The organism is Paenibacillus sp. NN59, assembly GCF_057597225.1.
Genome location: NZ_CP199678.1, coordinates 1,864,674 through 1,885,061, shown reverse-complemented (window position 1 = coordinate 1,885,061; position 20,388 = coordinate 1,864,674). Strand labels below are relative to the sequence as shown.

The following is a 20,388-nucleotide window of genomic DNA, read 5'->3' as shown; positions in this document are numbered from 1 at the left end:
CTCTCCTCTCTCATGTCTTTTTTGGTCAATATACTTTACGATGATGCGTATGTATCGATGCAGTAAGATAAAAGAAATAAAAAAAGATGACTCCTGTTCACGTGCAGGGGGGGTCATCTTTTGTTTTCGTTTATTTTCCAGCAAAATCCTGCACTTCACACAACCATACCATATTTTCGCTTCCTTCACCCCAGTAGTCCTTCGTCACAACATACGGCTCTCCAAACTTCCGCCGCCACTTCTGCTGTGCAATTCGATAACCACTGTCCAGACAAAATTGGGTAATCCCCCGCTTCTGTAGTTCGGTGACCAATGCCGCGATAAGCGCAGAAGCAATCCCCTGGCCCTGCAGTTCAGGTAAAACATACAGTGAGCCCAGCGTTCCAACGTGATCCAGACGATGGTTGGTGCATTCCTGAACGACTTTCCCGCAAGGCCCATATGAGATCGTACCTACGACCTTATCTTCTTTTCGGGCAACAAAGAAAAAGGGACTTGTTATCGTTGGTTCAAGATCAGATTCATGTTGCAAAACAGATTGTACTATAGTCTTTTTATGTTCGATCTCTTCCAGAATTTCATCCAGAAGTGATCCGATCCCTTCCTGACGGTATGCCTCTGGAATCGTTGTCTCAAAAATATGATATGCTCCATCCACATCTGCTGCCGTCAGTGTTCCGATTGTTATCAACTTGCCTGCATCTCCATTCATCTATAAGCCTGTATTCATGTTGTTGATCTCTTCGCTCCATTTAGTCAGTACGGCGCTGAATGATTTGTCTCAGTTGATTCGCGTTCTCTAGAGGGATCGTATATCCAGTCGTCGTATCCTTTTGGTTTACAAGCAAACCTTGCGATTTAGGATCTGTACCCAGTGACAGATCATACCGAGTGACGGAACCGTCTGTGTATGTGATGTTCATCGTGTATTCAGCAGAATAATCAAGCATCCCCTGCATACGCTCGGCACTGAATATGGCTTCGGTCACGATTTGAATCTCGTCAGCGCGGTCAAATTCTACATCGCGGCACGTTTTAGAGAAGTGAGCCTGATTACAAGATAACGTGATTAACGTAGGAATCCCTTCGCTCTGTTCTAGTTCCTCAGCCTCTTTGGAGCCCACATCACTCGAATTGTTGCCACCGCACGCTGCAATGAATATGACGCTGAAGAATAGAAGCAACATTCCGATATGTCTCACCTAGCGGCCTCCCATTCAGCTAATAAGTCGTTTAAACGTGGGACTGTTTTTTGGACAAAAGCTCGTACAACCTCTTCGGTAATGTAACACGGAATAATGCCCGGCGCTTCCCCATGTAAAAAAGAAAACGTGCGATCACGCCAGCGTATGATCTCATCTGCTGTTAAACGATCTGCCATCTCGTACCCTGACGAGTTATTTAAGGCCGACCATACTTCTTCGCTCCAATTCATGGTGCGATACAGATTAAAATCAATCTGATCCGTCTCCTTGTAATATAAACGGGCCAGGTCTTCCTTGGTTCGCACGGCTCCCTCACACTGGTCTTGCTCACGAACCTGTTCCTCGAATGCGGGATACACACTTCGAAACCAGTAATAATCCGTCATCACATGCATGAAGTAACCAGTGACAAAGGAAGTCCAGCCTTCACTCTTGCGCTCGCTGATGTAATCACCATAAAACTTCTGGAGACGTCCGGTATAATTGTCTTCTTGCTCAGGATAAAAATGAGTATACTGCTTGTCGTCCCTTGTTGTGCCTTCACGCATATGAATGGCATCTGGCGCAATATTTCCGAGATAAAATGCTCCCAGGTCCAGTGGTTCAGGCAACGTATCAGCCAATCGATGGGCTACACTTAAATGCACCATAGGCAGAGGCATAGACCGATCTCCTTTTTCCATTGAAGGAATGGTTATATATAATCTCTCGTTAGCTCACCAAACCTGCCAGTCTCTCGTCCTGCATCCGGTCAAACAACTTTTCCAGATCCGTATGATACGCAGGCTGATCCTTCACCAGCAAACGGATATATTCCGATCCACACTCGTAAAATACGAGGCGGTTAAAAGGTGCTGTATCGCCATAATGATTAGGCTGCAATTCATACTTGGCTCGAATCAAATTCTCGATATACCTTGCTGCTCCTTCATTCCATTCCAGCCAGCTCCAATATTCCGCTTGCTCTTCTGTAAGAGATTGGAACAATGCCGTTCGCGCCACCTGAATTTGCTGTAAATTCTCACTTTTCAACGCAGATAGAAGAGATTCAATTCGCCCAGCAACAATCTCATCTTCGTACGGGAATTCGTAATCGATCTCCCAGGTTACACGCCTCAACTGGGTCATTTTATGTTTAATCTGCATCCGGTCAACGATTCGTTCCTCGTATTTTCCATAGACAGAACAATGCACGTATTCATGGAACAGAAAAACCTTCTGCTCTAAATCTTTGAAAACAGAAGCGGTCACAATCGCGCACATCCGATCGTTCATATGATGTACAGGCATTGCGCCGAGGCAGTCATCAGGAATATATAGGTCGTCCGGTACGGTTTTGACCCATTCGTATTGCCCGGATACAGATGAATAATCATAGATATATAACAATGATTCGTGTGCTACAACAACCGGATGGTGTTCTGCAAAAAAAGGATGCAGGCTGACCAGCTCGATCTGAAGCTCATTTAACTCGTTAATTTGCTGCAAAAATGTATCCATGTCTAACCCTCTCTCTTTGCAAAATGATACTATTATCATACTAAATCAGTATCCGTAAATCACTGAGAGAAAAATGATAATGTTGTGCGAAACTCCTCCTAGCTTTTGATATATCCCGCTTTGGACAGCACATATTTGGTGAATGGATTGATATCCGGAATCGGCTGAGTCAAGTCGAAGTACCTGAGCTCTAACCCTTCATCATCCATCACCGTTGGACTGCCCGTAATGCCGCCTGCTTCATAGATTGCCATGACATTGTATACCTCATCTCCATGTGGATAACGGTAATACATATCCTGACCCGAAAATATGGTAATCAGCTTATATGCCTCTGCTCGCAGACCAGCTTCTTCATATAGTTCACGCGCAGCAGTCTCTTCCAATGATTCACCCGGTTCAAGCGAACCGCCAATGGTACCCCAATCCAAGCTATCTGTTCGTTTCTGGAGTAGCAGGTGACCCTGCTCGTTAAACACCAGTACACATGAACCTGCCATGATCAAGGGACGTGTGCCTACCAATTTTCGTAAATCCATGATGTACCCCATGTTAGCCTCCTGAGTCCAAATGTAGTTAAAACAGCCCCCGTTTACTTAGGAACCGGATTGTTTCAATATCCCCTGATCTACCGAATCTTGTACGATTTGTTGTGTATACTTCCACAGCGTTGCTGACCCATTTGCAATTTCGGCATTACGATTTAATACCTGATCACTCGTAATGTTATATTTCTGCCATGTATCACCTTCATTCTGATGATTATGAATGATCGGCTGCAACCGATCCATGGAAGAAGCAAACCTGGCCTCCGGTGTCTCTTTGGTCTCGAACTCCATCCACAGACTTAACAGTTCTTCGGCTTGGTCTTCTGGCAACATACCAAATAATCGGTTTGCGGCTTTAAGCTCTCGTTCATGTTTATCTGTGTTTCCTTGGGTGTCATACGCAAAGGTATCACCGGCATCAATTTCAACAAGGTCATGAACAAGTAACATCTTGATTACTTTAAGCATGTCGATTTCCTTGTTAGCATGACCATGCAATATGAATGCCATCATGGCTAGATGCCAAGAATGTTCTGCATCATTCTCGAGCCGTTCGCCATGGATAATTCGTGTTCTTCGTTCAATCGTTTTCAGCTTGTCTATTTCAATCAGAAACTGGACCTGTGACTCTAGTGTCTCATCCACGCTCTTACCCCCTTCAATTACTAACGCATACACTCTGAAATGCTGTACCAATAGACCTGATAGTTAAAATCCAGAGATAAACCTGCACCTTGTGCTAAACGGATCGAACCTATGTTATCCGGAGAGCAATCCCAATAGGGACGGATGCCTCTATCGTTACATTCGTTCATATACGCTTGAGCAGCCAAGGCAGCATAATTTCGCTTACGATGACCTTCCAATGTTTCAATATCAATGGCATGTGTGTTTCCATCGACAAAAGCAGAAATACATATGCACACAATCTCTTCCTCGCGAGTAACAACATAGCCAACACCATGTTTCAAAAAAGCATCTACGTTTGTCCAGAAATGCTTGATCTTATATGTGACAAAAGAAAGATTATTCAACCTATCGTCTTTCAAAAGTACTTCGTCTATTATAATAACCTGTGTTCCCTCGACTGGTTGTATAAGCATTCTAGAGGAAGATGAGCGCTTGGCACTCTTTATTTTCTCTGTTCGCTCTATTCTTTCATCCGTTGGGTTTAGCAGATACACATGCTGTGTATCATCGTTCAGTTCACTCGGGCCAGCCATATGCTCAAGTACCGCTTCCCACCGACTATCTTCTACGCCAATCTCTACGTCAGAAATTTGTAATGATGCTAATGTGGGATAAATCTGTGTCTCCATGTACTCTCGGAGTTCACTTCGGAACACTTCATTCTGAAAATCACCAATTAGCTGATAACCGGATTGCCCCTGAACCCATACAAGCGCCGCTTGAGGATTGAGGGTATCGTCGACATAGACCCGTCCCGGGTTCATGCCTGATGCCACTGCTTTGACCTCCATATTGCGACAGGCATTGGTTAGATGTTTTATTTTGTGAAATTCAGAAGCCTCCAGCTCAGTAATCATGTACTCAATCCTTTCTTCACCTCACCGCTCTACCTTCTGCCTTGCTCGACTTTCATTTTCAGGATTTTCCACGTCCAGGCACCATACCAGATGCCAGCAGCTGGAAACAACACAAGTGCCGTCAGTAAGTTTACATAAAACTCACCATTCAGGGTTAAACTTTGTCCGCTCCACGAGGTCATCACCAAGGTATACAGAAAAGCCAAAGGCAAACCCCAGCCCAAAACGCCGCGCACCAGGATATGATGCCTTTTTCCTTGCTGTAATTGTTTCTCCCATTTGATCCGTTGTGATTCTTTCATATATCAAGTTCTCCTTTAAGCCTGCATAGCTTCTTGAATTTGTTTGAGCATATATTCGGCATAATCTCTTAAACGTGTATGTTCCACATTGACCGATTCACGTTCCCCGTTGTACTTAGCCAAACATTGGGAGATAAGTTCCTGATGTTCAGGCAATGCTTCTGCCACCGCACGCTCTCCAGCCTCTCGCTTGGAGTGAATCACTGATTCCTGAATATACAACAGCACGCGTGACAAAGTTAAAACATAATAGACCGAATTGTCTACGATTTCTTCCAAGGCTGAACTTGCATCAGATGCAATGGATTGGATGACATGCTCGCGGTTCGCCGGCTGGAACAGTTCCTTGATCGGCTTGCCATACAGCACAATACCTCGATCATAGATCACCGCCATATGTGCAACCACATCCGGGTCTTCATGACCACCGCAGAGATAATCAGGATCATTTCTGTACTTCTCCCGGTGATATGCAGAATAATGAAACTCAAAAGGTGTAGGGTATTGACCACGTGTTACAGCTGACTCTAGTACAATACTAATCTCAAACCCTTTCGGAATATGCATTTCATCTTCTATACGTATCAGTTGGTCGGCGATTCTGCGGTAACTCTCAGAGGACCTTTTCTCTCTACATACAACTAAAATATCGATATCACTCTGCAGCGGATGGAAACATCCCATCGCCATGGAGCCATGTAAATACACGCCTGTTAACGCGTCGGTTAACTCTTCCTTTAATACTTCGATGAGCCTGCTCAATATGGTCTTTTCATTCACCTTGACTCTCTCCTTCTGTCAGAACCTCAACTGTCTATTTCCACCTTCATCTCCCGAACATAAACAGCCGTGCCCTTGATTCGGACATCCATCCCCTCTTGCTCCCGGCGTACGTTCACTTGGACCTTGCCATCTCTACCAATCTCATGCCCTTGCTCTACTGTAAAATCAACCTCGTGAATCTCCTGATTCACATACGTTAAATAATAGGCTCCCATCACGCCTGAAGCGGTGCCCGTCACCGGGTCTTCCGTTGTACCTGAGTATGGCGAAGAGAAATGCCTTGCATGCATCAGAGCATCTGCATCGCGAGTTTCGAAGCAGAAGGGATGTAAGGATGACTTGGGATTTTCAGATAAAATGTCCGGGAACTGAGAAGGATCCGGTTTCATTTTAACAAATGCATCTAAACGACGAATCGGAATTAATAACGTCCACGTACCCGTACTTCCGTATACGGTAGGCATATTCATGTCCAAATCATCCGTTGTCAGATGAATAGACTTAGCAAGCTTTTCTACATCGCCTTGAAAGGGAACAAACCGTGGCTGGTCCTGCTTCATCTCCATCAACCAGGTGTCACTTTGTTGTTCAAACTGAATTGGTAATATACCTACGTTCGTTTCAATCGTGATAGAGTCTTTTCCTTGTAGTACATCACGTGTCTTAAGTCCATACATTGCCGCCATGGTCGCATGACCACACAGATTAATCTCGTGACCCGGAGTGAAATAACGCAACCGGACATCGGCTTTTTCAGACTTCAATACAAATACCGTCTCATTAAAACCGACAGCATGAGCAATCTGTTGCATTGTAACTTCACTCAGATGATCTGTTTCAAAAACAACGCCCGCCGGGTTGCCCTTGCCTGGAATGCTTGAAAAAGCTTCATAGTGGTACACTTGGATAGCACGCATCTACTCTTCATCCTCTCTTTACAAAGCAGGAGTTGCCCCGCCGTATAATTCAAGTGATTCATTTTCAACAACAACAGCCCCACCATCCGGGCACGCATATACTTTGGTTTGATAATTTTGAGCGTATTCTCTGAATGATTGCATCATCTCTTCGGAACGATCCCAATGGGGTGCAAACTCGAAATCTACAAGAGCAAGGGCCTGTAAATCGGTCAAACCGATATGATTCTCGTCTGCATCCTCACCGTATCCAGCTATTTGAATCGTAGGTGTCATCAGGATACTGCCCGCGCTAACCCCAATCAAAATACCACCGTCACTAATGTAAGAACGTAGCTGTTCAATCCTATTTCGTTGCTGTAACAAACTTAGAAAATAAAACGTATTCCCGCCAGATAAATGAATCGCGTCACATTCGAAAAGAGAGTCCAGCATGCTTTTCTCATACTCGGTATCGAGATCATAATACTGCACATCTTCCATCTCAAACTGGCGATAAAAACGCCGAGTGTGCTCGACATAAATGCGCTGTGGGTCGGAACAGGAAGGGATGTAACCGATTGAGGGCTTTTTGTGCTGAAACAAGCTTCGAATTCTCTCATTCAGTTCATCATGGGGTTCAAAATACAGATCGCTAAGCAAAACCAGTTTACGCTGTGCCATTAGATTAACCCCTCATCTTGTATTAGGACGTGTCTTAGATTACTGCTGTCTTAGTCCATTCCATGCTTCTTAAACTCGCTGTCCAAAATGGAGAAAAAACACTGGTCCGTCCACTTATTCCGCCACCATAACTCTTCCTTGAAAATGGCTTCTCTTGTCATGCCTACATGTTGCATTAAAGCCGCTGATTTTACATTCTCGGCATTACACATGCCTACGACTTTGTGTGCTTGTAACTCGTTAAATGCAAATTGCAGTAATAACCGGGTCGCCTCGCTTCCGTACCCCTGTCCTGCATATTCAGGCAGCACTGCGAAACCAATCTCCCAGCTTTTGCGAAAATCAACGTAACTCCACATCTGAACGATGCCCACTGGTGTATCACTGGCATCATTCAAGCGACGGATAACAAAATCATACGCATACGGTGTCTCGCCCTCAACGTGGAAGTGACTCCGGTACTTCTCCTTTACATCCTCTTCCTTCGTTTCCACACTCTCTTCATAATTCCACAAGCTTGTATCACATTCCAGTTTGCATATAAAATCCATATCCTGCTCGTTTAAGCTACTGATCCGAATCTGTTGTCCGACGATTTCCATACTAGTGCCTAGTTCTCCTCTCCAAGGATAGCGATATAACGTACATGATTAGAAGATTCGAATAACCTTACATGCCATAACTATTGCAATTGCCCATTAATGTATCTACGATGGTTGCTTGAAGCATCTTGTATCCACAAATCCAGTTCAACCCGGCTTACATAAAACTGATCTTGAACTTTTATAAATGGAAACATTTTCCCCTCAAAGTGGTGAAAAGCATTCAAACTGCTCTGTTCTGTTTTAATGATGCTCATCACCTGATCTTCATTCATGCCCAGATATGTAGCCGTCTCTTTCAGTGTCAACAAAACCTTATCAAGCAAGAGCGTCTGCTGTGCCGCTGTCTGATTCAGTGTTCCATTACTCGAATCTTTGTCCTGATTCATGAGCAGTACAGAGCCAATAATAAATGAGACCCCCAGAATAAAACTGGCTAATAGTATCGATAATGAAAGGGAAATGGACTTCATGTGAACCCCCCTATTGATTCAGAATGTACCGCGTGACATTTTCATCAGCAAAATGTTTGAATACACTCTCTCGGTCTGCCAAAGTTAGTTCTCCCATATACAGTCTTTGTGTCTCCATCGACTGAAACAGCGTCATCAACCATTTCTCCTTTTCAAGCTAAACATCACGGACAGTGTAGTACCCTGCCTCTCCAAGAAAATCATCTCTGGTTAGATCATGCTCACCTAACATCATTCTGTAATTCGTGATCGTACCGTCGTGTGACACGATGAACGTATGCCCCGTCTGTTTTCTGCACCAAGCCAAGAGTTGCTCTGCTAGTCGTGTGAACTGTTGTGTATTCATCTGATTTATACTTTCTTCCCAGGCTTCTAATCCAACATCTATGTATTGCTTATCTGGGTATAGCAAGCTGAGTTCTGCCATTGAATAGATTTGATCACAGCCTAATGGAGCAAACTTCGGATCTTGAGGATACATTCTAGGGCCGACTAGAGGACTAATTACAGCCCCATTATGCTCATTCGTCATTAATAGTTCTACCGTTTCAAGAGTACGTTTAGTAGGACTTACCACAATAGTATCGTGAGGCATTATGTTGATGTTTTTACGTAAGGAAACGATTTGTTTTTTTCCCTGTTCAGTCAACCCCGGGTGTAATCGGTTAAGCTCCTTCGGATATTTCAACAAATGCTCCGCGTGACCATGACGAATAAATGTAATATCCACTCGGTACCCCTCTATTTCTGAATGAAGTGTCTTATGCTACTTGAATCACGAAGATTAACAAGTTCTTTTCGCAAAAAAACAGGATAAATCTCCATCTGCTCTGTCTCTTGGATGGGAGACCAGCGAAACGTTAATTTGCCATCTTGCTCCACACCCTTGAATTTGCGTTCATTATAGAAGGAATGCCCTCCGGGCAAAGAGATCACATAATAGAATCCCATTTCATGCATCTCCTTACCATCGTATTCATAAAAATCTTCGCAAACAAATGCCAACCTCTCTACCCGGATAGACACACCCAGCTCCTCCATCATCTCTCGCCGAATCGCATCCCCTGTTGATTCATTCATCTCCACTCGCCCGCCAGGCAAGTTCCAGAAATCATCCTGCTTCGCCTGGTGTAAAAGAACTCTGTCCGCATCCATCACAATACCGGCAACACGAAAGTTAAATCGGCTGTTGTCTTGCAAATACGATATATTTCTGTTCACCGAATCAGTCATCGAGCCGTCCATCCTTCAACAAATCCATTCTGAAATCCGTTCACAAACGACGGAATAAACAACACGACTAGTAGAAGGAGGCTTGCGCCCCCCCACCTGATGAATAATTTACGTTTACTAATCGCACCTAGGACGAACAACATTACCGTTACAACAATCAAACCTATCTCTACAAATTCCATCATCTTATATAACCTCCGTTATGTATCATTCTTAGTTGCCCTATAGTTCACCAATTACTCATAAATTTTGCCCATATACATCATCTGAGCACATCGCTTCCAAGGGTTATCAGGCTTCTCATAATGCGTTAATCCGTTAACGGATTCCTGCCCCCAATCTGCCGCAGCTTCCAAAAATGATTCGATCGAATCATTTTGCCATTCATCGGCACAGGTCTGTCGATCCTTACTTAAAGCACTTAGGAAAGCAATAAAAGTGGCTTCGTCCTGCACCTCATTCACAAGTTCAAATAATGTCTTCTGCACCGCGTTCTGAACCTTCTTTCATGTTGTACTTGTTAATCGATGTCCGCAATGATCCATTTCGCAGCATCACCATCTGCTTTCCATTTCCAAAACACCATGGTGGAGCTGGACTCGATGTCGTCTTCGTCCACTTCCGTAATCATTACAACACCTTGATAGAGCTTTTTTTGTTCCGTAATCGTAATGTCACCCATGGAAGTGATTTTACGAAAAGTATAATTCGGCATGCCGGAGATCGGAGATTCCGGCGCAAAGAGGCTCATATATCCCTTTTCATCCTGTTCATATAAGTAACGCATATGCGTATTCATTAGTTTGACAATTTCCAGCTCATCACCAGAATACTTGCTCTCATCCACATATTCGGGCGGGGTAACTTCATCTTGTGGCGTAGAGACTGCTGATTCATCTTCATCCACGGTTAATTCGTCATTCGTACTTACCGAGACCTCCGGTTGTTGTGTATCCTCAGGCTCTGTTTTACTCTGACAAGCCGTTACAAGCAACGACATAACACTGAGGATCAAGGCATACTTTCGGATCATTCCACTTCACTCCCAGTTCGTTTTCAACCCATGACTTCCTGTCGCTGTAAATTTTTCTCCCAGATACATCATAACCCATAATGTGGGATTTGCGAATGCTGTGGAAACACATCCACTTTCATACTACATTCCCTCCTGACATAAAAAAACACGCTGGCTGCATGGATATCCATGCTATATGCAAGCGCGCTAGCTCAATTATTTATTTACAAACCTATTTAATATTCCTGTACCCTTAACTTGGAGCTCCTTCCCATCCTCATCTTTCAAAAGATATCGGTGTTCCTATGCTGCATTACCATCTTTGCTGGCCTCATTTCGTAAATCTTCATATCATATTAAACGCAAATCAAATACCTCTTTACCTCTTTCTTATCTATTGAGCAACCCTTCATCAAACCATACGTCCTCATAATCCTCGGCAATCAAGAACCTCCATCCGGGAGCAAGTCCGAGATATCGACTAATCTTCGCATCCCATTCATCGATATGAGCAACATGCAGCGGTACAAAGAAATCATCAGCTGCCGAATATTCCTCGGCCCAAATGTACCAGCCCGTCGTATCGCCTTCTGGCTGAATTCGCATCCCATGGATAGGCTCGCGTTTCTCCTTTACGTTCCAGGCAATCCCTACCTTCAGGTGGGGTTCACTCGGAACATAGTCTGCATGGTATTTCTCACACAGTTGCTTCTGTACGTGTATAGCACTCTCCTGCTTCACCATATCCCTCCATCCTTGGCATCAGATGCCGTAATAGCCTCTGTATCCTGATAACCATTCGTCTTTGGAAAAATCCACAAAGTCGTACAGCTCGCACTTCTTGAGATAAAGCACCTGATCATGCGCTTGTTCGCCGCCCTTTTTTTCCAGATACACGATTGTTTCTTCAACACCTGCTCCGCAAAGCAGCTGCACATCAATGTAAGTGCCTGCGTCCTGATTTTTTCGTTTGGCTTGCCAGATCAGTTCTGTGTCCTCTACGTTCCCGATAGCAAACAACATGATGCACAGCAGTTTCAATACCTCATGATCCTCTATTTTCTGATTCTCCATCTCTTGTTGCAGCAGCCTACGAATGGACTCCCGCTGTTCCTTGTCAGGCTCCATTCCGTACAATTGCAACAATTCATCTTCATTCATATCTGTTCATCTGACTTACCTCAGAATGTCGTTTAATTCTTCCGCTTTTTTCCTGCTATCCATTCTAGCATAAAAATAAAACGCAATAACATGCAACACGATTGATAGAAGCCACATTCCCGGGAACCAAGGCGCAATTAGCTCAAACATCTCTCTGGAAAACAACCAAATGATGCCCATGCCTCCGGCAATGTTACATGTAGAAGAAATAACGATGTTCCATATCGGCTTCAACGTAAGATGATTCCACAGTGCGCTGTACATCACTCCAAACAATAAAGCCGCAATAAGGGAAATGCCTGCAATGTTCCACAAATACACCATTTGAATGGGCTGATCGCGGTAGAACAGCGTCAGCAGTAGGATGACCCAAAGAGTAGTGACCGTAAATACCTGAAAAAATGATTGTTTAAGCTGATTGATCATGATAGTTTCCTCCTAAAGTTTTGAATATAAAACCGACTGACGGAGTAGCTTGAGCCATCGGTCAGATTAACCTGAATTCTGGCATGTTCGGCAGCTGAAAAGTTGCTGATATGTGTGGTGTTAATCATCGTCTGATTGTTGATTCGTACGAATGAAGTATCTTGAAAATCTTTTTCCACATATTTCAGACGTAGGTTAAGCAAATATCTCTCTCCTGTGACGACACGCACCCCGCACATGCGATCTTCCGATTCAATGGCAATGACGCTGCTAAGTTTAATCCTCACCTGACGATTGTTTTTCGCCTGAATCACGACCAGTTCCGTCTCGGATTGACCAATCGCTTCCCGAATACGATCCCACTTTGACTTCTCTGCAGGATGAGTTACTATTTTGGCCTCGTTAGGCTGCATCTCCTGATTTTCCTCAAACATAACTTTCACACGTCGTCCTCCTCTCACCACTCATATTACATATCTGAAAAGACACTTCCCACTAATTTGCGTTTTGTTGCATGAACCCGTAGTTGTGTTGCATTAAAAACAAAAAAACTACTCTTCAGAGTAGTTTTACGATCTTTTGCTCGTTTTTCTATGCCTCTGCCTTAACCTCTAAAATTAGGTCCTGATGCTGCCGTACCCACTCATTCATCGTTGTGATCGCTTGCTGTGAAGCCTGCCGATATGCTGCGTATAAATGCTCCGTCTGCTGAAGCAACTGAGGGTCATGTTCCAAATCGGTTGGCGATACTTCGTGCCATGTTTCTCCGGATTTTTTGGCATCTGTTATAAGTGCTTCAATATCATCCAGTACATCAATCATCTCATTCAAATCAAAAAATTGCATGCCTTTCCTGATCCCGCTCCAGCTACGCAAATCAATGATGTTATATGCCGAGAACCAATAAAACTCTGCCAGACTTATGGTGTGATTGTGATATGAGTAAAACAGGTATAATGCTTGTTGCCCTTCGTTTAGCCGCATGTATACCTCTTTTTTGGCTTCCATACTCTGTCCGCGGACGGAGAGCAGCATCGGTTCAATACACAGCCAGCTTAGTTTTTGCGAATCTAAATCCTCTTTTCTGATCTCAGCCTTCATTACAAGCTCCTCTCTATTCACTCTTTACTTGATTTGAACAACTCGGCCAATTCGCTCATAAGCATCCATAGGGAACCCATAACTCCATCGAGTCTTATATTCCTCTAGACCTAAGTTCTTTAACTTACTAAATTCCCGGTAAAATAATTTCGTTAGCTTAACTAAAGTTAATTCCTCTGACATCAACAAAGTCCCTTCTGTGACCACCTGTGAGCTAAAAGTGTCACGCATCTCGTACACCATAAACCGAACCCGTGCCTGAGCGATTTTCTTGATTTTAAAACGGTATTCCCCTGGCTCCGTCTGCATCACCATGACAACTTCTTCCGCACCTCTATGTAGGGCAATGAGTTGACTAGCCATATCCCCCAAGGCATCCGACAACTAGGAAACTGGAATTTCGATGATTTCCTGTTGCTGAGATTCAATCTCTATATCCAGCCAGCCATGTGATTCGAGCTTCATCCCGATGTCCATCTATGTTGCCTCCCTACCTCATGCTGTAGTGCAAAATATGCTGAATACCGCTGTTGCCCATTCGGGTCAATCCAAGGTCGAGAAAACCAGATTTTACATACAACTGATATGCAGCCTTGTTTGCCTCATTCACAGCGAGAATGATTTCGTCAATCTCAGGATGAAACTCACGTACCCAATCAGGCAGTTGCTTCATGGCATCCAGTGCATAACCTCTCCCTTGATATTGCTCCGAGATCGACAGCGCACGAATGAGTATTTTGCGATCAGGCTCCACAGGCTCCACGTATTTTGACCCTTTATGTAAAACAAAGAACCCTACAGGCACAGCCTGATGTAAAATAACGATCGGATCTTTGTCCGGATTGATCATAGCCTCTTCAATCACCTGGGCAGGCAATGCCGTAAAGTGAATTTGTTCATTTTTCAGCGTAAACCGGGTTAAATCTTGATGATATTGTTCTTCATATGGTACCAAACAAATACCTTGTCCCATCCTGTTTCCCACTCCCAGTCTCGCTAAGAATCTATATAGATTCTCTGAATCCCCTTTTTCATAGGGGAAAATCCGGTGATAAAGGCGACCGCTACGCTTTTTCAGTTTTTTTCTGTGCTCTCCGTTAAAGTGTAAATGAATAGTTCAACTTATAGATGTTCGTAGACATGCCATTCTTTGAATCTTGTTTTCAAATTCAAGGCGGTCTTCAATATAAAAGTTGATATACTGTCCATCGTCAACACATGGAAATCATCCGCAGGCTCGTTCTCCTTGTTCATAAGGAAATCCAACTTTTCTCCCCTGTACTCGTACACCTCATGTGCTGACAGACCGCCAAACTCATATGCTTTCGCTGTCATCAACTGATCTAACCATCCGTAAGCACCGACGTATTCACGCAGGATTCTAAACTCCAGCTTTTTCACATCATGGGTGTACACACTTCGTCCATTCGGGTCAGCTTCGTAAGGTGGATAAATCTGATATGTCCACTCACGATCAGTGTATATATGGGCGATGTAACCGCATAGGTATTGCGCAAATTGGTGGTCTTGCTGCATCCGTTGTCTGTTTGATTCAATAACATGCTGAAAATCAGTATCTGTAGGAAATTCATGCTCTACAGCCATGAGGTGCGTTTTTGCCTTTTCACTGCGTATGTTCGTTCTCACATGAATGGAATCCGGTGCTAGGCTTCCCAGTAAGAATGATGGAGATGAATGCAGTACGATTTCAGATGCAACTGCAAAATGAACCATTGGCCAAGGCAAGCAAAGCCCTCCTTTTATCCAGAGATGTTATGATTTCAATGACGAAGTAGCGTAGCTTCCCCCTCTTTCAAAGTTCTGTCCTCTTGACGTCTTTGTCTTTCCGCACAAACAAAGAAGCAACAAGTGCAACGGAGCTTACAAGCGGTAACCATGTCATCCAGCCCATAAGGATTAGTATAGGTGCCAGCATCAGAATGACACCGAAAAACACCATCAGACGCAGCTTTTTCTTAATGCCTTTGACCGTCCAGATCAGCCCCGTGCAAGAAAGTACGATTAATAAAGCAATGTAGTATCCATCCATCCTGCTTTTCCCCCTTCGAGAATAAAATCAGCATTTTGATGAACAGTAACCTCCGTTTATGACATCCGCGATCCAATCAAGTAATCAACCACCGGGTACGAGATTACGTTGCGATCCCTGTAGGCTGAAGCTACGGCATCTGAATATGTGCTAAGAACACCGTTCTGGAGCATCACGGGTCTGAATCCGCGCTCCATGGCACCATTGTATGTGAACAGGACACACTCTTCTGCGGCAAAACCGGATACGATGAGCAGTTCAACGCCTAAATCTTTGAGCGTCTGCTCCAGATTGGTTTGCCAGAATGCATTGGAACTCTCTTTGGTGATCGTAATATCTTCCCCATCCACATCAATCTCTGAAATGACCTGATATTGCTCGGGTTCTGCTCCCTCCATGCCTTCCACATCTTGAATATGCACGACCACATGGTCATTGGAGCGAAGTACGTTCGCGACATGATTGATATATTCGCAGGCATGGTCTATGGCCTTCTGATCCATCTTTTGACGCACAATGCTCTCTTGCATATCCACAATTAACAATCCTGTTTTCATCCGATCTCTCCTTCTAATATCCAATGGTTTAATTCGTATTTCTGCTTGTCGTTATCCAGTTAATCATCCCTAAACAATTCATGCAGCATTCGATCCTGATTCTCCAGAAAGCTGCGAGTAATCTGATAATGATCTGTATCCTCATACCTAATTTCGTGAATATGTCCGTCGTCAAAACTTAGAATATCGGCCCCCGGATACCCGAGCAGAATGGGCGAATGTGTCGCAATGATAAATTGCGAAGTACTCGACAAGTCATGAATAATTCGCAGCAACGAGAGCTGCCGGGCTGGAGACAAAGCGGCCTCTGGCTCGTCAAGCAGATAAATCCCCTTGGAACTGAAACGGTTGATGAACAAGTTAAGAAAAGACTCTCCATGGGATTGCTTATGCAATGAACGTCCGCCATAATATCGAAGCGATTCCGGCATCTCATCGACATGGGATGCAAATTGATAGAACGATTCGGATCGCAAGAAGAAACCGTTTGCCATTTTAGGCAACCAGGCCAGTCTTAGATAGTCTCCTAGTGAGGACTCAGATGCATGTGTTTCAAACACATTATTCCGCCCGCCTCCGGCGGTATTAAATTCACATTGATGAGCGATGCCTTCCAGCAATGTTGATTTTCCAGATCCATTTTCACCAACAAAAAACGTAACGTTATTGCTAAACTCCAGTCGCCCCATGGAATGAATCGACGGGATACTGAAGGGATATTCCCCAGGTTGCTCAATCTTGTCTGACATTAATTCAACGCTTCGAAGATACATGATCTACCTCCTGCCATAGGTTCATTCACGTAAAGCCCTATGTCCATCGTACCCTATAATCCAATATTTTGGAAACCGCTTCAATTGAAAAAGAGCGAGCCCGTTGGCTCACTCTTTATATTACTTTTCCATGTTGCTGAACACGCTTGTCATTGAGCAAGCTGCCACAATCGAGAACTAAAACGGATACGCGCGTCCTTAGGCTAATTAAAATACAAATCTTCGCTGTGCCCAGTAGCTGAACGCAAAGATTGAAATTTCCGTCAGAATTTTAGCTGCCAATAGCGGAATGATCAGTTGTTCATTATACAAATATAACAATCCGTAGTTTAGTAACAGCACCAACAACACAAGCGAGAAGTATTTCGGTAACGACTGCTGAATCTTGGAACTCCGACCTGCGGAGAAAACATATTTGCGGTTCACAGTGTAATTGAACATGGAACTGCAAAGCCTTGCGGCAACCACCGACAGAAACAGATTATGTGTGAAATACTGTATGATGAATAATAATCCAAAATCAATCAGAGCAGATAAGACAGAAGATGTACTGAACATCAGAATGGGCATGTAGATACGAAACGAGTCTGCCAAAGGACGGAAATGGGAGGATTCATTGTGGTCCAGATAGACCGTATCAATGAATTCTTCTGTAATCTCATATCCTTCCTTATGTGCGTTTAGCAGCATGTTCATCTCATACTCAAACCGTTCTCCGGGAATTTGGCACAGCCAGTCCAGCATCGCATATGGAAAACCACGAAGTCCCGTCTGTGTATCATACACCTTACTGCCTGTTGTCAGCGCAAACACAGTACGGGTAACACGGTTACCGAAACGGCTACGGACAGGCACCTTACCTGTAAAGCGACGACTTCCTAATACAATGCCAGGGCTTGTCTGCGCAAGCAGTGTCTCAAAGATACTCCGAATATCATGCGGCAGATGCTGCCCGTCACTATCTGCACATACAACTCCGCCTTTGGGGCCATGCTCTCTAATATATTGGAAACCAGTCTTCAGCGCCCGGCCTTTGCCCCGATTGACCTCATGTGTCAGCACTGTACAACCGTACGCCTCAGCTGTCTCGAAAATTCCACGGTATTCAGCCCCGCTGCCATCATCTACGATCACAATAGGCCCAAGCTTAAATGTCTGTAACTGCATAACCAGATTCAATAAACGAACGTCAGGTTCATAGGATGGAATAAGGATTGTCATATTATTGTGCCTCCGTTAGATACAGAATGTCACTTACGCCACGTTCCTGGTTACGTCCCAGAGGATTGTTGACTACCCTGCCCATAAAATACATGGTGGAAGAACCTCCGCCGTCAAGGTTGTAAGCCTCGGTTGCGCCCAGGTCTTTCATCGTCTGGGCAAGTTCAGCCAGCGTCATGCCCCGGCTGTCATCCTGTCTTCCATCGACTACAACAAACACATAGTGGTTTGGAGCTATCATACCGATAGCTGTTCGTGGATTCGCATCCTGAATGGAGCGATTGCCAAAGTTATTGTCAATTTTCACACGACTGAAATCACTTGTAATTTCACCGTTCTGCACCAGAATCGGCCCAAAGGATAATGTATTCGTTACTCCTTCTGCCAGGAGTTCAGTAGAAGAAATATCATTTTCATTGTACGTTCGGATTGTCCCGTCATTAAACAGAGCTAACGCGTCCCTTGTCGGGCTGTCCCGATATAACACGCCATTACGGATAATGACACCATCATCACGGAATCCGTAGTAGTCACCGTTTATCGCAAAAATCGCGTTGTTTGCTTCGGCAATCTCCGATGTGTCCTCCGTGATATTGGTGCCAAAGCTATTGTCCGCCAGCGCACTTCGCAAACTGCTCGCGTCCTTCGCCTGTACATCAGCTACATAATAGGTAATCTGATCCGAGCCGGAGCCTGTCTGCACCTTCTGAATCTGTATCTTTAGATCATCACTGCTGTAACTCCAGTCATCTGACGTTGCATGTGCACCCGTTGCACTCGTTGTAGTAGAGGTTGTACTCGCTGTTCCCTCAGATCCAGCATTCGCCGTTGCAGGAGTAGCTACCGTGTTATCATCAGCCACAACCACCTGTACATGCCGAATCAAATATCGGTCAGCCAGGCTGTACAGAATGCTACCTATAACAATGACAGCCACAAGGGTAAAGGTAAGCCACCTGCGTTTTTTTCGGGAAACAGGAATGCTATGTTGGTCTTTCCGATTGTTTTTTTCAAAGAGTTTGATCATGTATCATTCACCTCTCCAGATTCATTTACGTTCTAATGCCATATTAGGACCGGTAACTTAAATGAATCTGAAATGAAAGAGGTAAGATGGCTATGAGTTTATCTTTAAAATACAAAAAAGATCCTCCGTTTCCGTTAAAGGAAATCAGAAGACCTCAAAGTAGAATGGATTTATGTGAATAAAGCATCATAAGCCGGGCAAGGGCGCTTTTCCAGAAAGTCCGTTAGTGCAGCGGGCTGCTGCTTATAGATATCTTTTAGCGACGTGCCACTATAAATGTTACCAATCACCACCGGATGACACAGCTCACAGATCAGAATGTCACCGTTACCATGCAAGTGTAATTGTTTCGTACCATCCACACAGTTCGAGAAATATACACCTGGCTGTTCACGCAGATTCAATTGTTCGGCAAACCGATCCATACATGTAAAATAGAGCGTTGTATCCGGCTTTTTATGTTCGATTAACGCCGTGACCGATTGAACCAGTGACTCTTTGGAGACAATCTGACTCCAGTCGGTGTGTGGCATCTTGATGCTGTTCTGAATCTCATGAATACGCACACCCAAGTCATATACTTTATCGCTAATCGCCAGCATATGATCCTGATTGCCTTTGAACAACAACGTTTCCAGTACGGTTTCCAAACCCAGCTCCGTACAAAGACGGATATTACGTTCTAATCTCTCATACATGCTTGGATGCACACGGTAGTAGGCAGCATACGATTCCGCATCGGTGTAGTTGAAAGAAATATGGATGTTGGACAAGCCGGCATCCCGTAATGCTATGATTCTTTTCTCTGTCAACAGACTGGCATTGGTGTTCAGCTGTGTATCTATGCCATGTGCTGCACAGTACGTTACAATCTCCAGACAATCCTGATATTTCAGCGTCACCTCGCCACCTGACAGGCGTACCCGCTTGAGATGTGGAAGCTCACGAATAATTCGGATAACCTCTGTACTGCTGATGCACTCCCCATCATCTCGATTGTAGGCACAGCAGTAGTCGCATTTGTAATTGCAATTCGAAGTCACTCCAACCTCTAGCCCTTCCAGCTCATAGACGCCCGGGGTCTCCAGTTCAAGTGCTTTATATTTGTTTCTGATCGTCATACGCCTCCCCTGATTATCTTTCAGCCAGTTACCTCCACGTCCTGATAACCTGAAGATTATAGCGAAAGACATTCCAAGGGCGCTATGACATTATGTACGTTCCATATAAAAATAATTAACTCCTGCACCTCTATAATTTCAAACGAATAAAACCGGCGACAGC

33 protein-coding genes are annotated in these 20,388 nt (G+C 44.3%); all 33 read right to left on the bottom strand.

Going from position 1 to position 20,388, the window contains the following annotated elements:
* Positions 1 to 130: 130 nt before the first annotated feature.
* Positions 131 to 712: a GNAT family N-acetyltransferase gene (locus ACT89M_RS08430; RefSeq protein ID WP_154887032.1), complete on the bottom strand. Its 582-nt coding sequence runs from the start codon at positions 710 to 712 to the stop codon at positions 131 to 133.
* A 40-nt stretch (positions 713 to 752) separates the two neighbouring features.
* The gene (locus ACT89M_RS08425; RefSeq protein ID WP_154887034.1) at positions 753 to 1,202 is read right to left on the bottom strand and encodes a YhfM domain-containing protein; all 450 of its coding nucleotides are present in this window, start codon (positions 1,200 to 1,202) and stop codon (positions 753 to 755) included.
* On the bottom strand, positions 1,199 to 1,867 hold the full coding sequence (locus ACT89M_RS08420; RefSeq protein ID WP_308722154.1) for a zinc dependent phospholipase C family protein: 669 nt from the start codon (positions 1,865 to 1,867) through the stop codon (positions 1,199 to 1,201). Before ACT89M_RS08420 ends, ACT89M_RS08425 begins: the two co-directional genes overlap by 4 nt.
* Before the next feature lie 49 nt (positions 1,868 to 1,916).
* Positions 1,917 to 2,705, bottom strand: a complete 789-nt coding sequence (locus tag ACT89M_RS08415; RefSeq protein WP_221786909.1) for a hypothetical protein — start codon at positions 2,703 to 2,705, stop codon at positions 1,917 to 1,919.
* A gap of 98 nt (positions 2,706 to 2,803) precedes the next feature.
* Complete coding sequence (locus ACT89M_RS08410; RefSeq protein WP_154982947.1) at positions 2,804 to 3,256, bottom strand: NUDIX hydrolase; 453 nt, start codon at positions 3,254 to 3,256, stop codon at positions 2,804 to 2,806.
* 45 nt (positions 3,257 to 3,301) lie between these two features.
* Entirely contained in the window at positions 3,302 to 3,898 is a 597-nt protein-coding gene (locus tag ACT89M_RS08405; protein ID WP_221786911.1) for an HD domain-containing protein, read from the bottom strand.
* Positions 3,899 to 3,918: 20 nt separating this feature from the next.
* Positions 3,919 to 4,800 (bottom strand): GNAT family N-acetyltransferase, encoded by an 882-nt coding sequence (locus tag ACT89M_RS08400; protein WP_154982946.1) that lies wholly within the window; start codon positions 4,798 to 4,800, stop codon positions 3,919 to 3,921.
* 29 nt (positions 4,801 to 4,829) lie between these two features.
* Positions 4,830 to 5,102: a hypothetical protein gene (locus tag ACT89M_RS08395; RefSeq protein WP_145328782.1), complete on the bottom strand. Its 273-nt coding sequence runs from the start codon at positions 5,100 to 5,102 to the stop codon at positions 4,830 to 4,832.
* Between the two features lie 15 nt (positions 5,103 to 5,117).
* Entirely contained in the window at positions 5,118 to 5,882 is a 765-nt protein-coding gene (locus ACT89M_RS08390) for an aminoglycoside adenylyltransferase domain-containing protein (RefSeq protein WP_221786913.1), read from the bottom strand.
* Positions 5,883 to 5,908: 26 nt separating this feature from the next.
* Positions 5,909 to 6,802: a PhzF family phenazine biosynthesis isomerase gene (locus ACT89M_RS08385; protein ID WP_308722155.1), complete on the bottom strand. Its 894-nt coding sequence runs from the start codon at positions 6,800 to 6,802 to the stop codon at positions 5,909 to 5,911.
* 18 nt (positions 6,803 to 6,820) lie between these two features.
* The gene (locus tag ACT89M_RS08380; protein WP_308722156.1) at positions 6,821 to 7,465 is read right to left on the bottom strand and encodes a Type 1 glutamine amidotransferase-like domain-containing protein; all 645 of its coding nucleotides are present in this window, start codon (positions 7,463 to 7,465) and stop codon (positions 6,821 to 6,823) included.
* Positions 7,466 to 7,515: 50 nt separating this feature from the next.
* A complete protein-coding gene (locus tag ACT89M_RS08375) occupies positions 7,516 to 8,067 on the bottom strand; it encodes a GNAT family N-acetyltransferase (protein WP_308722157.1) in 552 nt (183 codons plus the stop codon).
* A gap of 80 nt (positions 8,068 to 8,147) precedes the next feature.
* Positions 8,148 to 8,540 (bottom strand): hypothetical protein, encoded by a 393-nt coding sequence (locus tag ACT89M_RS08370; protein ID WP_308722158.1) that lies wholly within the window; start codon positions 8,538 to 8,540, stop codon positions 8,148 to 8,150.
* Between the two features lie 10 nt (positions 8,541 to 8,550).
* Complete coding sequence (locus tag ACT89M_RS08365; protein ID WP_308722159.1) at positions 8,551 to 8,676, bottom strand: hypothetical protein; 126 nt, start codon at positions 8,674 to 8,676, stop codon at positions 8,551 to 8,553.
* A gap of 21 nt (positions 8,677 to 8,697) precedes the next feature.
* Complete coding sequence (locus ACT89M_RS08360; RefSeq protein ID WP_154887053.1) at positions 8,698 to 9,270, bottom strand: histidine phosphatase family protein; 573 nt, start codon at positions 9,268 to 9,270, stop codon at positions 8,698 to 8,700.
* 11 nt (positions 9,271 to 9,281) lie between these two features.
* Positions 9,282 to 9,761 (bottom strand): NUDIX hydrolase, encoded by a 480-nt coding sequence (locus ACT89M_RS08355; protein ID WP_487345197.1) that lies wholly within the window; start codon positions 9,759 to 9,761, stop codon positions 9,282 to 9,284.
* 8 nt (positions 9,762 to 9,769) lie between these two features.
* Complete coding sequence (locus ACT89M_RS08350; protein WP_154887057.1) at positions 9,770 to 9,958, bottom strand: hypothetical protein; 189 nt, start codon at positions 9,956 to 9,958, stop codon at positions 9,770 to 9,772.
* A gap of 51 nt (positions 9,959 to 10,009) precedes the next feature.
* Positions 10,010 to 10,261, bottom strand: coding sequence for a DUF7660 family protein (locus ACT89M_RS08345; RefSeq protein ID WP_154887059.1), 252 nt, complete (start codon positions 10,259 to 10,261; stop codon positions 10,010 to 10,012).
* A 32-nt stretch (positions 10,262 to 10,293) separates the two neighbouring features.
* A complete protein-coding gene (locus ACT89M_RS08340; protein WP_154887062.1) occupies positions 10,294 to 10,806 on the bottom strand; it encodes a hypothetical protein in 513 nt (170 codons plus the stop codon).
* Positions 10,807 to 11,178: 372 nt separating this feature from the next.
* Positions 11,179 to 11,532, bottom strand: a complete 354-nt coding sequence (locus tag ACT89M_RS08335) for an immunity protein Imm33 domain-containing protein (protein ID WP_261769181.1) — start codon at positions 11,530 to 11,532, stop codon at positions 11,179 to 11,181.
* 18 nt (positions 11,533 to 11,550) lie between these two features.
* The gene (locus ACT89M_RS08330; RefSeq protein ID WP_186809571.1) at positions 11,551 to 11,949 is read right to left on the bottom strand and encodes a hypothetical protein; all 399 of its coding nucleotides are present in this window, start codon (positions 11,947 to 11,949) and stop codon (positions 11,551 to 11,553) included.
* A 15-nt stretch (positions 11,950 to 11,964) separates the two neighbouring features.
* The gene (locus tag ACT89M_RS08325; protein ID WP_090922029.1) at positions 11,965 to 12,375 is read right to left on the bottom strand and encodes a hypothetical protein; all 411 of its coding nucleotides are present in this window, start codon (positions 12,373 to 12,375) and stop codon (positions 11,965 to 11,967) included.
* Positions 12,372 to 12,809, bottom strand: coding sequence for a LytTR family DNA-binding domain-containing protein (locus tag ACT89M_RS08320; RefSeq protein WP_261769206.1), 438 nt, complete (start codon positions 12,807 to 12,809; stop codon positions 12,372 to 12,374). The genes ACT89M_RS08325 and ACT89M_RS08320 overlap by 4 nt, the downstream gene beginning before the upstream one ends.
* 157 nt (positions 12,810 to 12,966) lie before the next feature.
* Positions 12,967 to 13,476 carry a hypothetical protein gene (locus ACT89M_RS08315; protein ID WP_154887066.1) on the bottom strand — a complete coding sequence of 170 codons (510 nt, stop codon included), beginning with the start codon at positions 13,474 to 13,476 and terminating at the stop codon, positions 12,967 to 12,969.
* Between the two features lie 24 nt (positions 13,477 to 13,500).
* Complete coding sequence (locus ACT89M_RS08310) at positions 13,501 to 13,839, bottom strand: hypothetical protein (RefSeq protein ID WP_154887068.1); 339 nt, start codon at positions 13,837 to 13,839, stop codon at positions 13,501 to 13,503.
* Positions 13,840 to 13,966: 127 nt separating this feature from the next.
* A complete protein-coding gene (locus tag ACT89M_RS08305) occupies positions 13,967 to 14,449 on the bottom strand; it encodes a GNAT family N-acetyltransferase (RefSeq protein WP_308722161.1) in 483 nt (160 codons plus the stop codon).
* A 149-nt stretch (positions 14,450 to 14,598) separates the two neighbouring features.
* Positions 14,599 to 15,222 carry a hypothetical protein gene (locus tag ACT89M_RS08300; RefSeq protein WP_308722162.1) on the bottom strand — a complete coding sequence of 208 codons (624 nt, stop codon included), beginning with the start codon at positions 15,220 to 15,222 and terminating at the stop codon, positions 14,599 to 14,601.
* A 67-nt stretch (positions 15,223 to 15,289) separates the two neighbouring features.
* Positions 15,290 to 15,526 carry a hypothetical protein gene (locus tag ACT89M_RS08295; RefSeq protein WP_253496007.1) on the bottom strand — a complete coding sequence of 79 codons (237 nt, stop codon included), beginning with the start codon at positions 15,524 to 15,526 and terminating at the stop codon, positions 15,290 to 15,292.
* A gap of 56 nt (positions 15,527 to 15,582) precedes the next feature.
* Positions 15,583 to 16,083, bottom strand: a complete 501-nt coding sequence (locus ACT89M_RS08290) for a cysteine hydrolase family protein (protein ID WP_308722163.1) — start codon at positions 16,081 to 16,083, stop codon at positions 15,583 to 15,585.
* Between the two features lie 59 nt (positions 16,084 to 16,142).
* Entirely contained in the window at positions 16,143 to 16,856 is a 714-nt protein-coding gene (locus ACT89M_RS08285; protein ID WP_154887082.1) for an AAA family ATPase, read from the bottom strand.
* A 207-nt stretch (positions 16,857 to 17,063) separates the two neighbouring features.
* A complete protein-coding gene (locus tag ACT89M_RS08280; RefSeq protein WP_154887085.1) occupies positions 17,064 to 18,077 on the bottom strand; it encodes a bifunctional glycosyltransferase family 2/GtrA family protein in 1,014 nt (337 codons plus the stop codon).
* 1 nt (position 18,078) lies between these two features.
* Positions 18,079 to 19,104 (bottom strand): phosphodiester glycosidase family protein, encoded by a 1,026-nt coding sequence (locus ACT89M_RS08275; protein WP_154887087.1) that lies wholly within the window; start codon positions 19,102 to 19,104, stop codon positions 18,079 to 18,081.
* Between the two features lie 170 nt (positions 19,105 to 19,274).
* Entirely contained in the window at positions 19,275 to 20,225 is a 951-nt protein-coding gene (locus ACT89M_RS08270) for a radical SAM protein (RefSeq protein WP_308722164.1), read from the bottom strand.
* Between the last annotated feature and the right edge of the window lie 163 nt (positions 20,226 to 20,388).

Coding starts and splice junctions, on each gene's coding strand:
- ACT89M_RS08430 (WP_154887032.1), bottom strand. CDS start 712: ATGAATGGAGATGCAGGCAAGTTGATAACAATCGGAACACTGACGGCA.
- ACT89M_RS08350 (WP_154887057.1), bottom strand. CDS start 9,958: ATGATGGAATTTGTAGAGATAGGTTTGATTGTTGTAACGGTAATGTTG.
- ACT89M_RS08295 (WP_253496007.1), bottom strand. CDS start 15,526: ATGGATGGATACTACATTGCTTTATTAATCGTACTTTCTTGCACGGGG.
- ACT89M_RS08395 (WP_145328782.1), bottom strand. CDS start 5,102: ATGAAAGAATCACAACGGATCAAATGGGAGAAACAATTACAGCAAGGA.
- ACT89M_RS08415 (WP_221786909.1), bottom strand. CDS start 2,705: ATGGATACATTTTTGCAGCAAATTAACGAGTTAAATGAGCTTCAGATC.
- ACT89M_RS08325 (WP_090922029.1), bottom strand. CDS start 12,375: ATGATCAATCAGCTTAAACAATCATTTTTTCAGGTATTTACGGTCACT.
- ACT89M_RS08290 (WP_308722163.1), bottom strand. CDS start 16,083: ATGAAAACAGGATTGTTAATTGTGGATATGCAAGAGAGCATTGTGCGT.
- ACT89M_RS08335 (WP_261769181.1), bottom strand. CDS start 11,532: ATGGTGAAGCAGGAGAGTGCTATACACGTACAGAAGCAACTGTGTGAG.
- ACT89M_RS08305 (WP_308722161.1), bottom strand. CDS start 14,449: ATGGGACAAGGTATTTGTTTGGTACCATATGAAGAACAATATCATCAA.
- ACT89M_RS08370 (WP_308722158.1), bottom strand. CDS start 8,540: ATGAAGTCCATTTCCCTTTCATTATCGATACTATTAGCCAGTTTTATT.
- ACT89M_RS08320 (WP_261769206.1), bottom strand. CDS start 12,809: ATGTTTGAGGAAAATCAGGAGATGCAGCCTAACGAGGCCAAAATAGTA.
- ACT89M_RS08285 (WP_154887082.1), bottom strand. CDS start 16,856: ATGTATCTTCGAAGCGTTGAATTAATGTCAGACAAGATTGAGCAACCT.
- ACT89M_RS08280 (WP_154887085.1), bottom strand. CDS start 18,077: ATGACAATCCTTATTCCATCCTATGAACCTGACGTTCGTTTATTGAAT.
- ACT89M_RS08330 (WP_186809571.1), bottom strand. CDS start 11,949: ATGAATGAAGATGAATTGTTGCAATTGTACGGAATGGAGCCTGACAAG.
- ACT89M_RS08385 (WP_308722155.1), bottom strand. CDS start 6,802: ATGCGTGCTATCCAAGTGTACCACTATGAAGCTTTTTCAAGCATTCCA.
- ACT89M_RS08420 (WP_308722154.1), bottom strand. CDS start 1,867: ATGCCTCTGCCTATGGTGCATTTAAGTGTAGCCCATCGATTGGCTGAT.
- ACT89M_RS08315 (WP_154887066.1), bottom strand. CDS start 13,476: ATGAAGGCTGAGATCAGAAAAGAGGATTTAGATTCGCAAAAACTAAGC.
- ACT89M_RS08365 (WP_308722159.1), bottom strand. CDS start 8,676: ATGACGCTGTTTCAGTCGATGGAGACACAAAGACTGTATATGGGAGAA.
- ACT89M_RS08380 (WP_308722156.1), bottom strand. CDS start 7,465: ATGGCACAGCGTAAACTGGTTTTGCTTAGCGATCTGTATTTTGAACCC.
- ACT89M_RS08340 (WP_154887062.1), bottom strand. CDS start 10,806: ATGATCCGAAAGTATGCCTTGATCCTCAGTGTTATGTCGTTGCTTGTA.
- ACT89M_RS08270 (WP_308722164.1), bottom strand. CDS start 20,225: ATGACGATCAGAAACAAATATAAAGCACTTGAACTGGAGACCCCGGGC.
- ACT89M_RS08400 (WP_154982946.1), bottom strand. CDS start 4,800: ATGATTACTGAGCTGGAGGCTTCTGAATTTCACAAAATAAAACATCTA.
- ACT89M_RS08275 (WP_154887087.1), bottom strand. CDS start 19,104: ATGATCAAACTCTTTGAAAAAAACAATCGGAAAGACCAACATAGCATT.
- ACT89M_RS08310 (WP_154887068.1), bottom strand. CDS start 13,839: ATGGCTAGTCAACTCATTGCCCTACATAGAGGTGCGGAAGAAGTTGTC.
- ACT89M_RS08375 (WP_308722157.1), bottom strand. CDS start 8,067: ATGGAAATCGTCGGACAACAGATTCGGATCAGTAGCTTAAACGAGCAG.
- ACT89M_RS08410 (WP_154982947.1), bottom strand. CDS start 3,256: ATGGGGTACATCATGGATTTACGAAAATTGGTAGGCACACGTCCCTTG.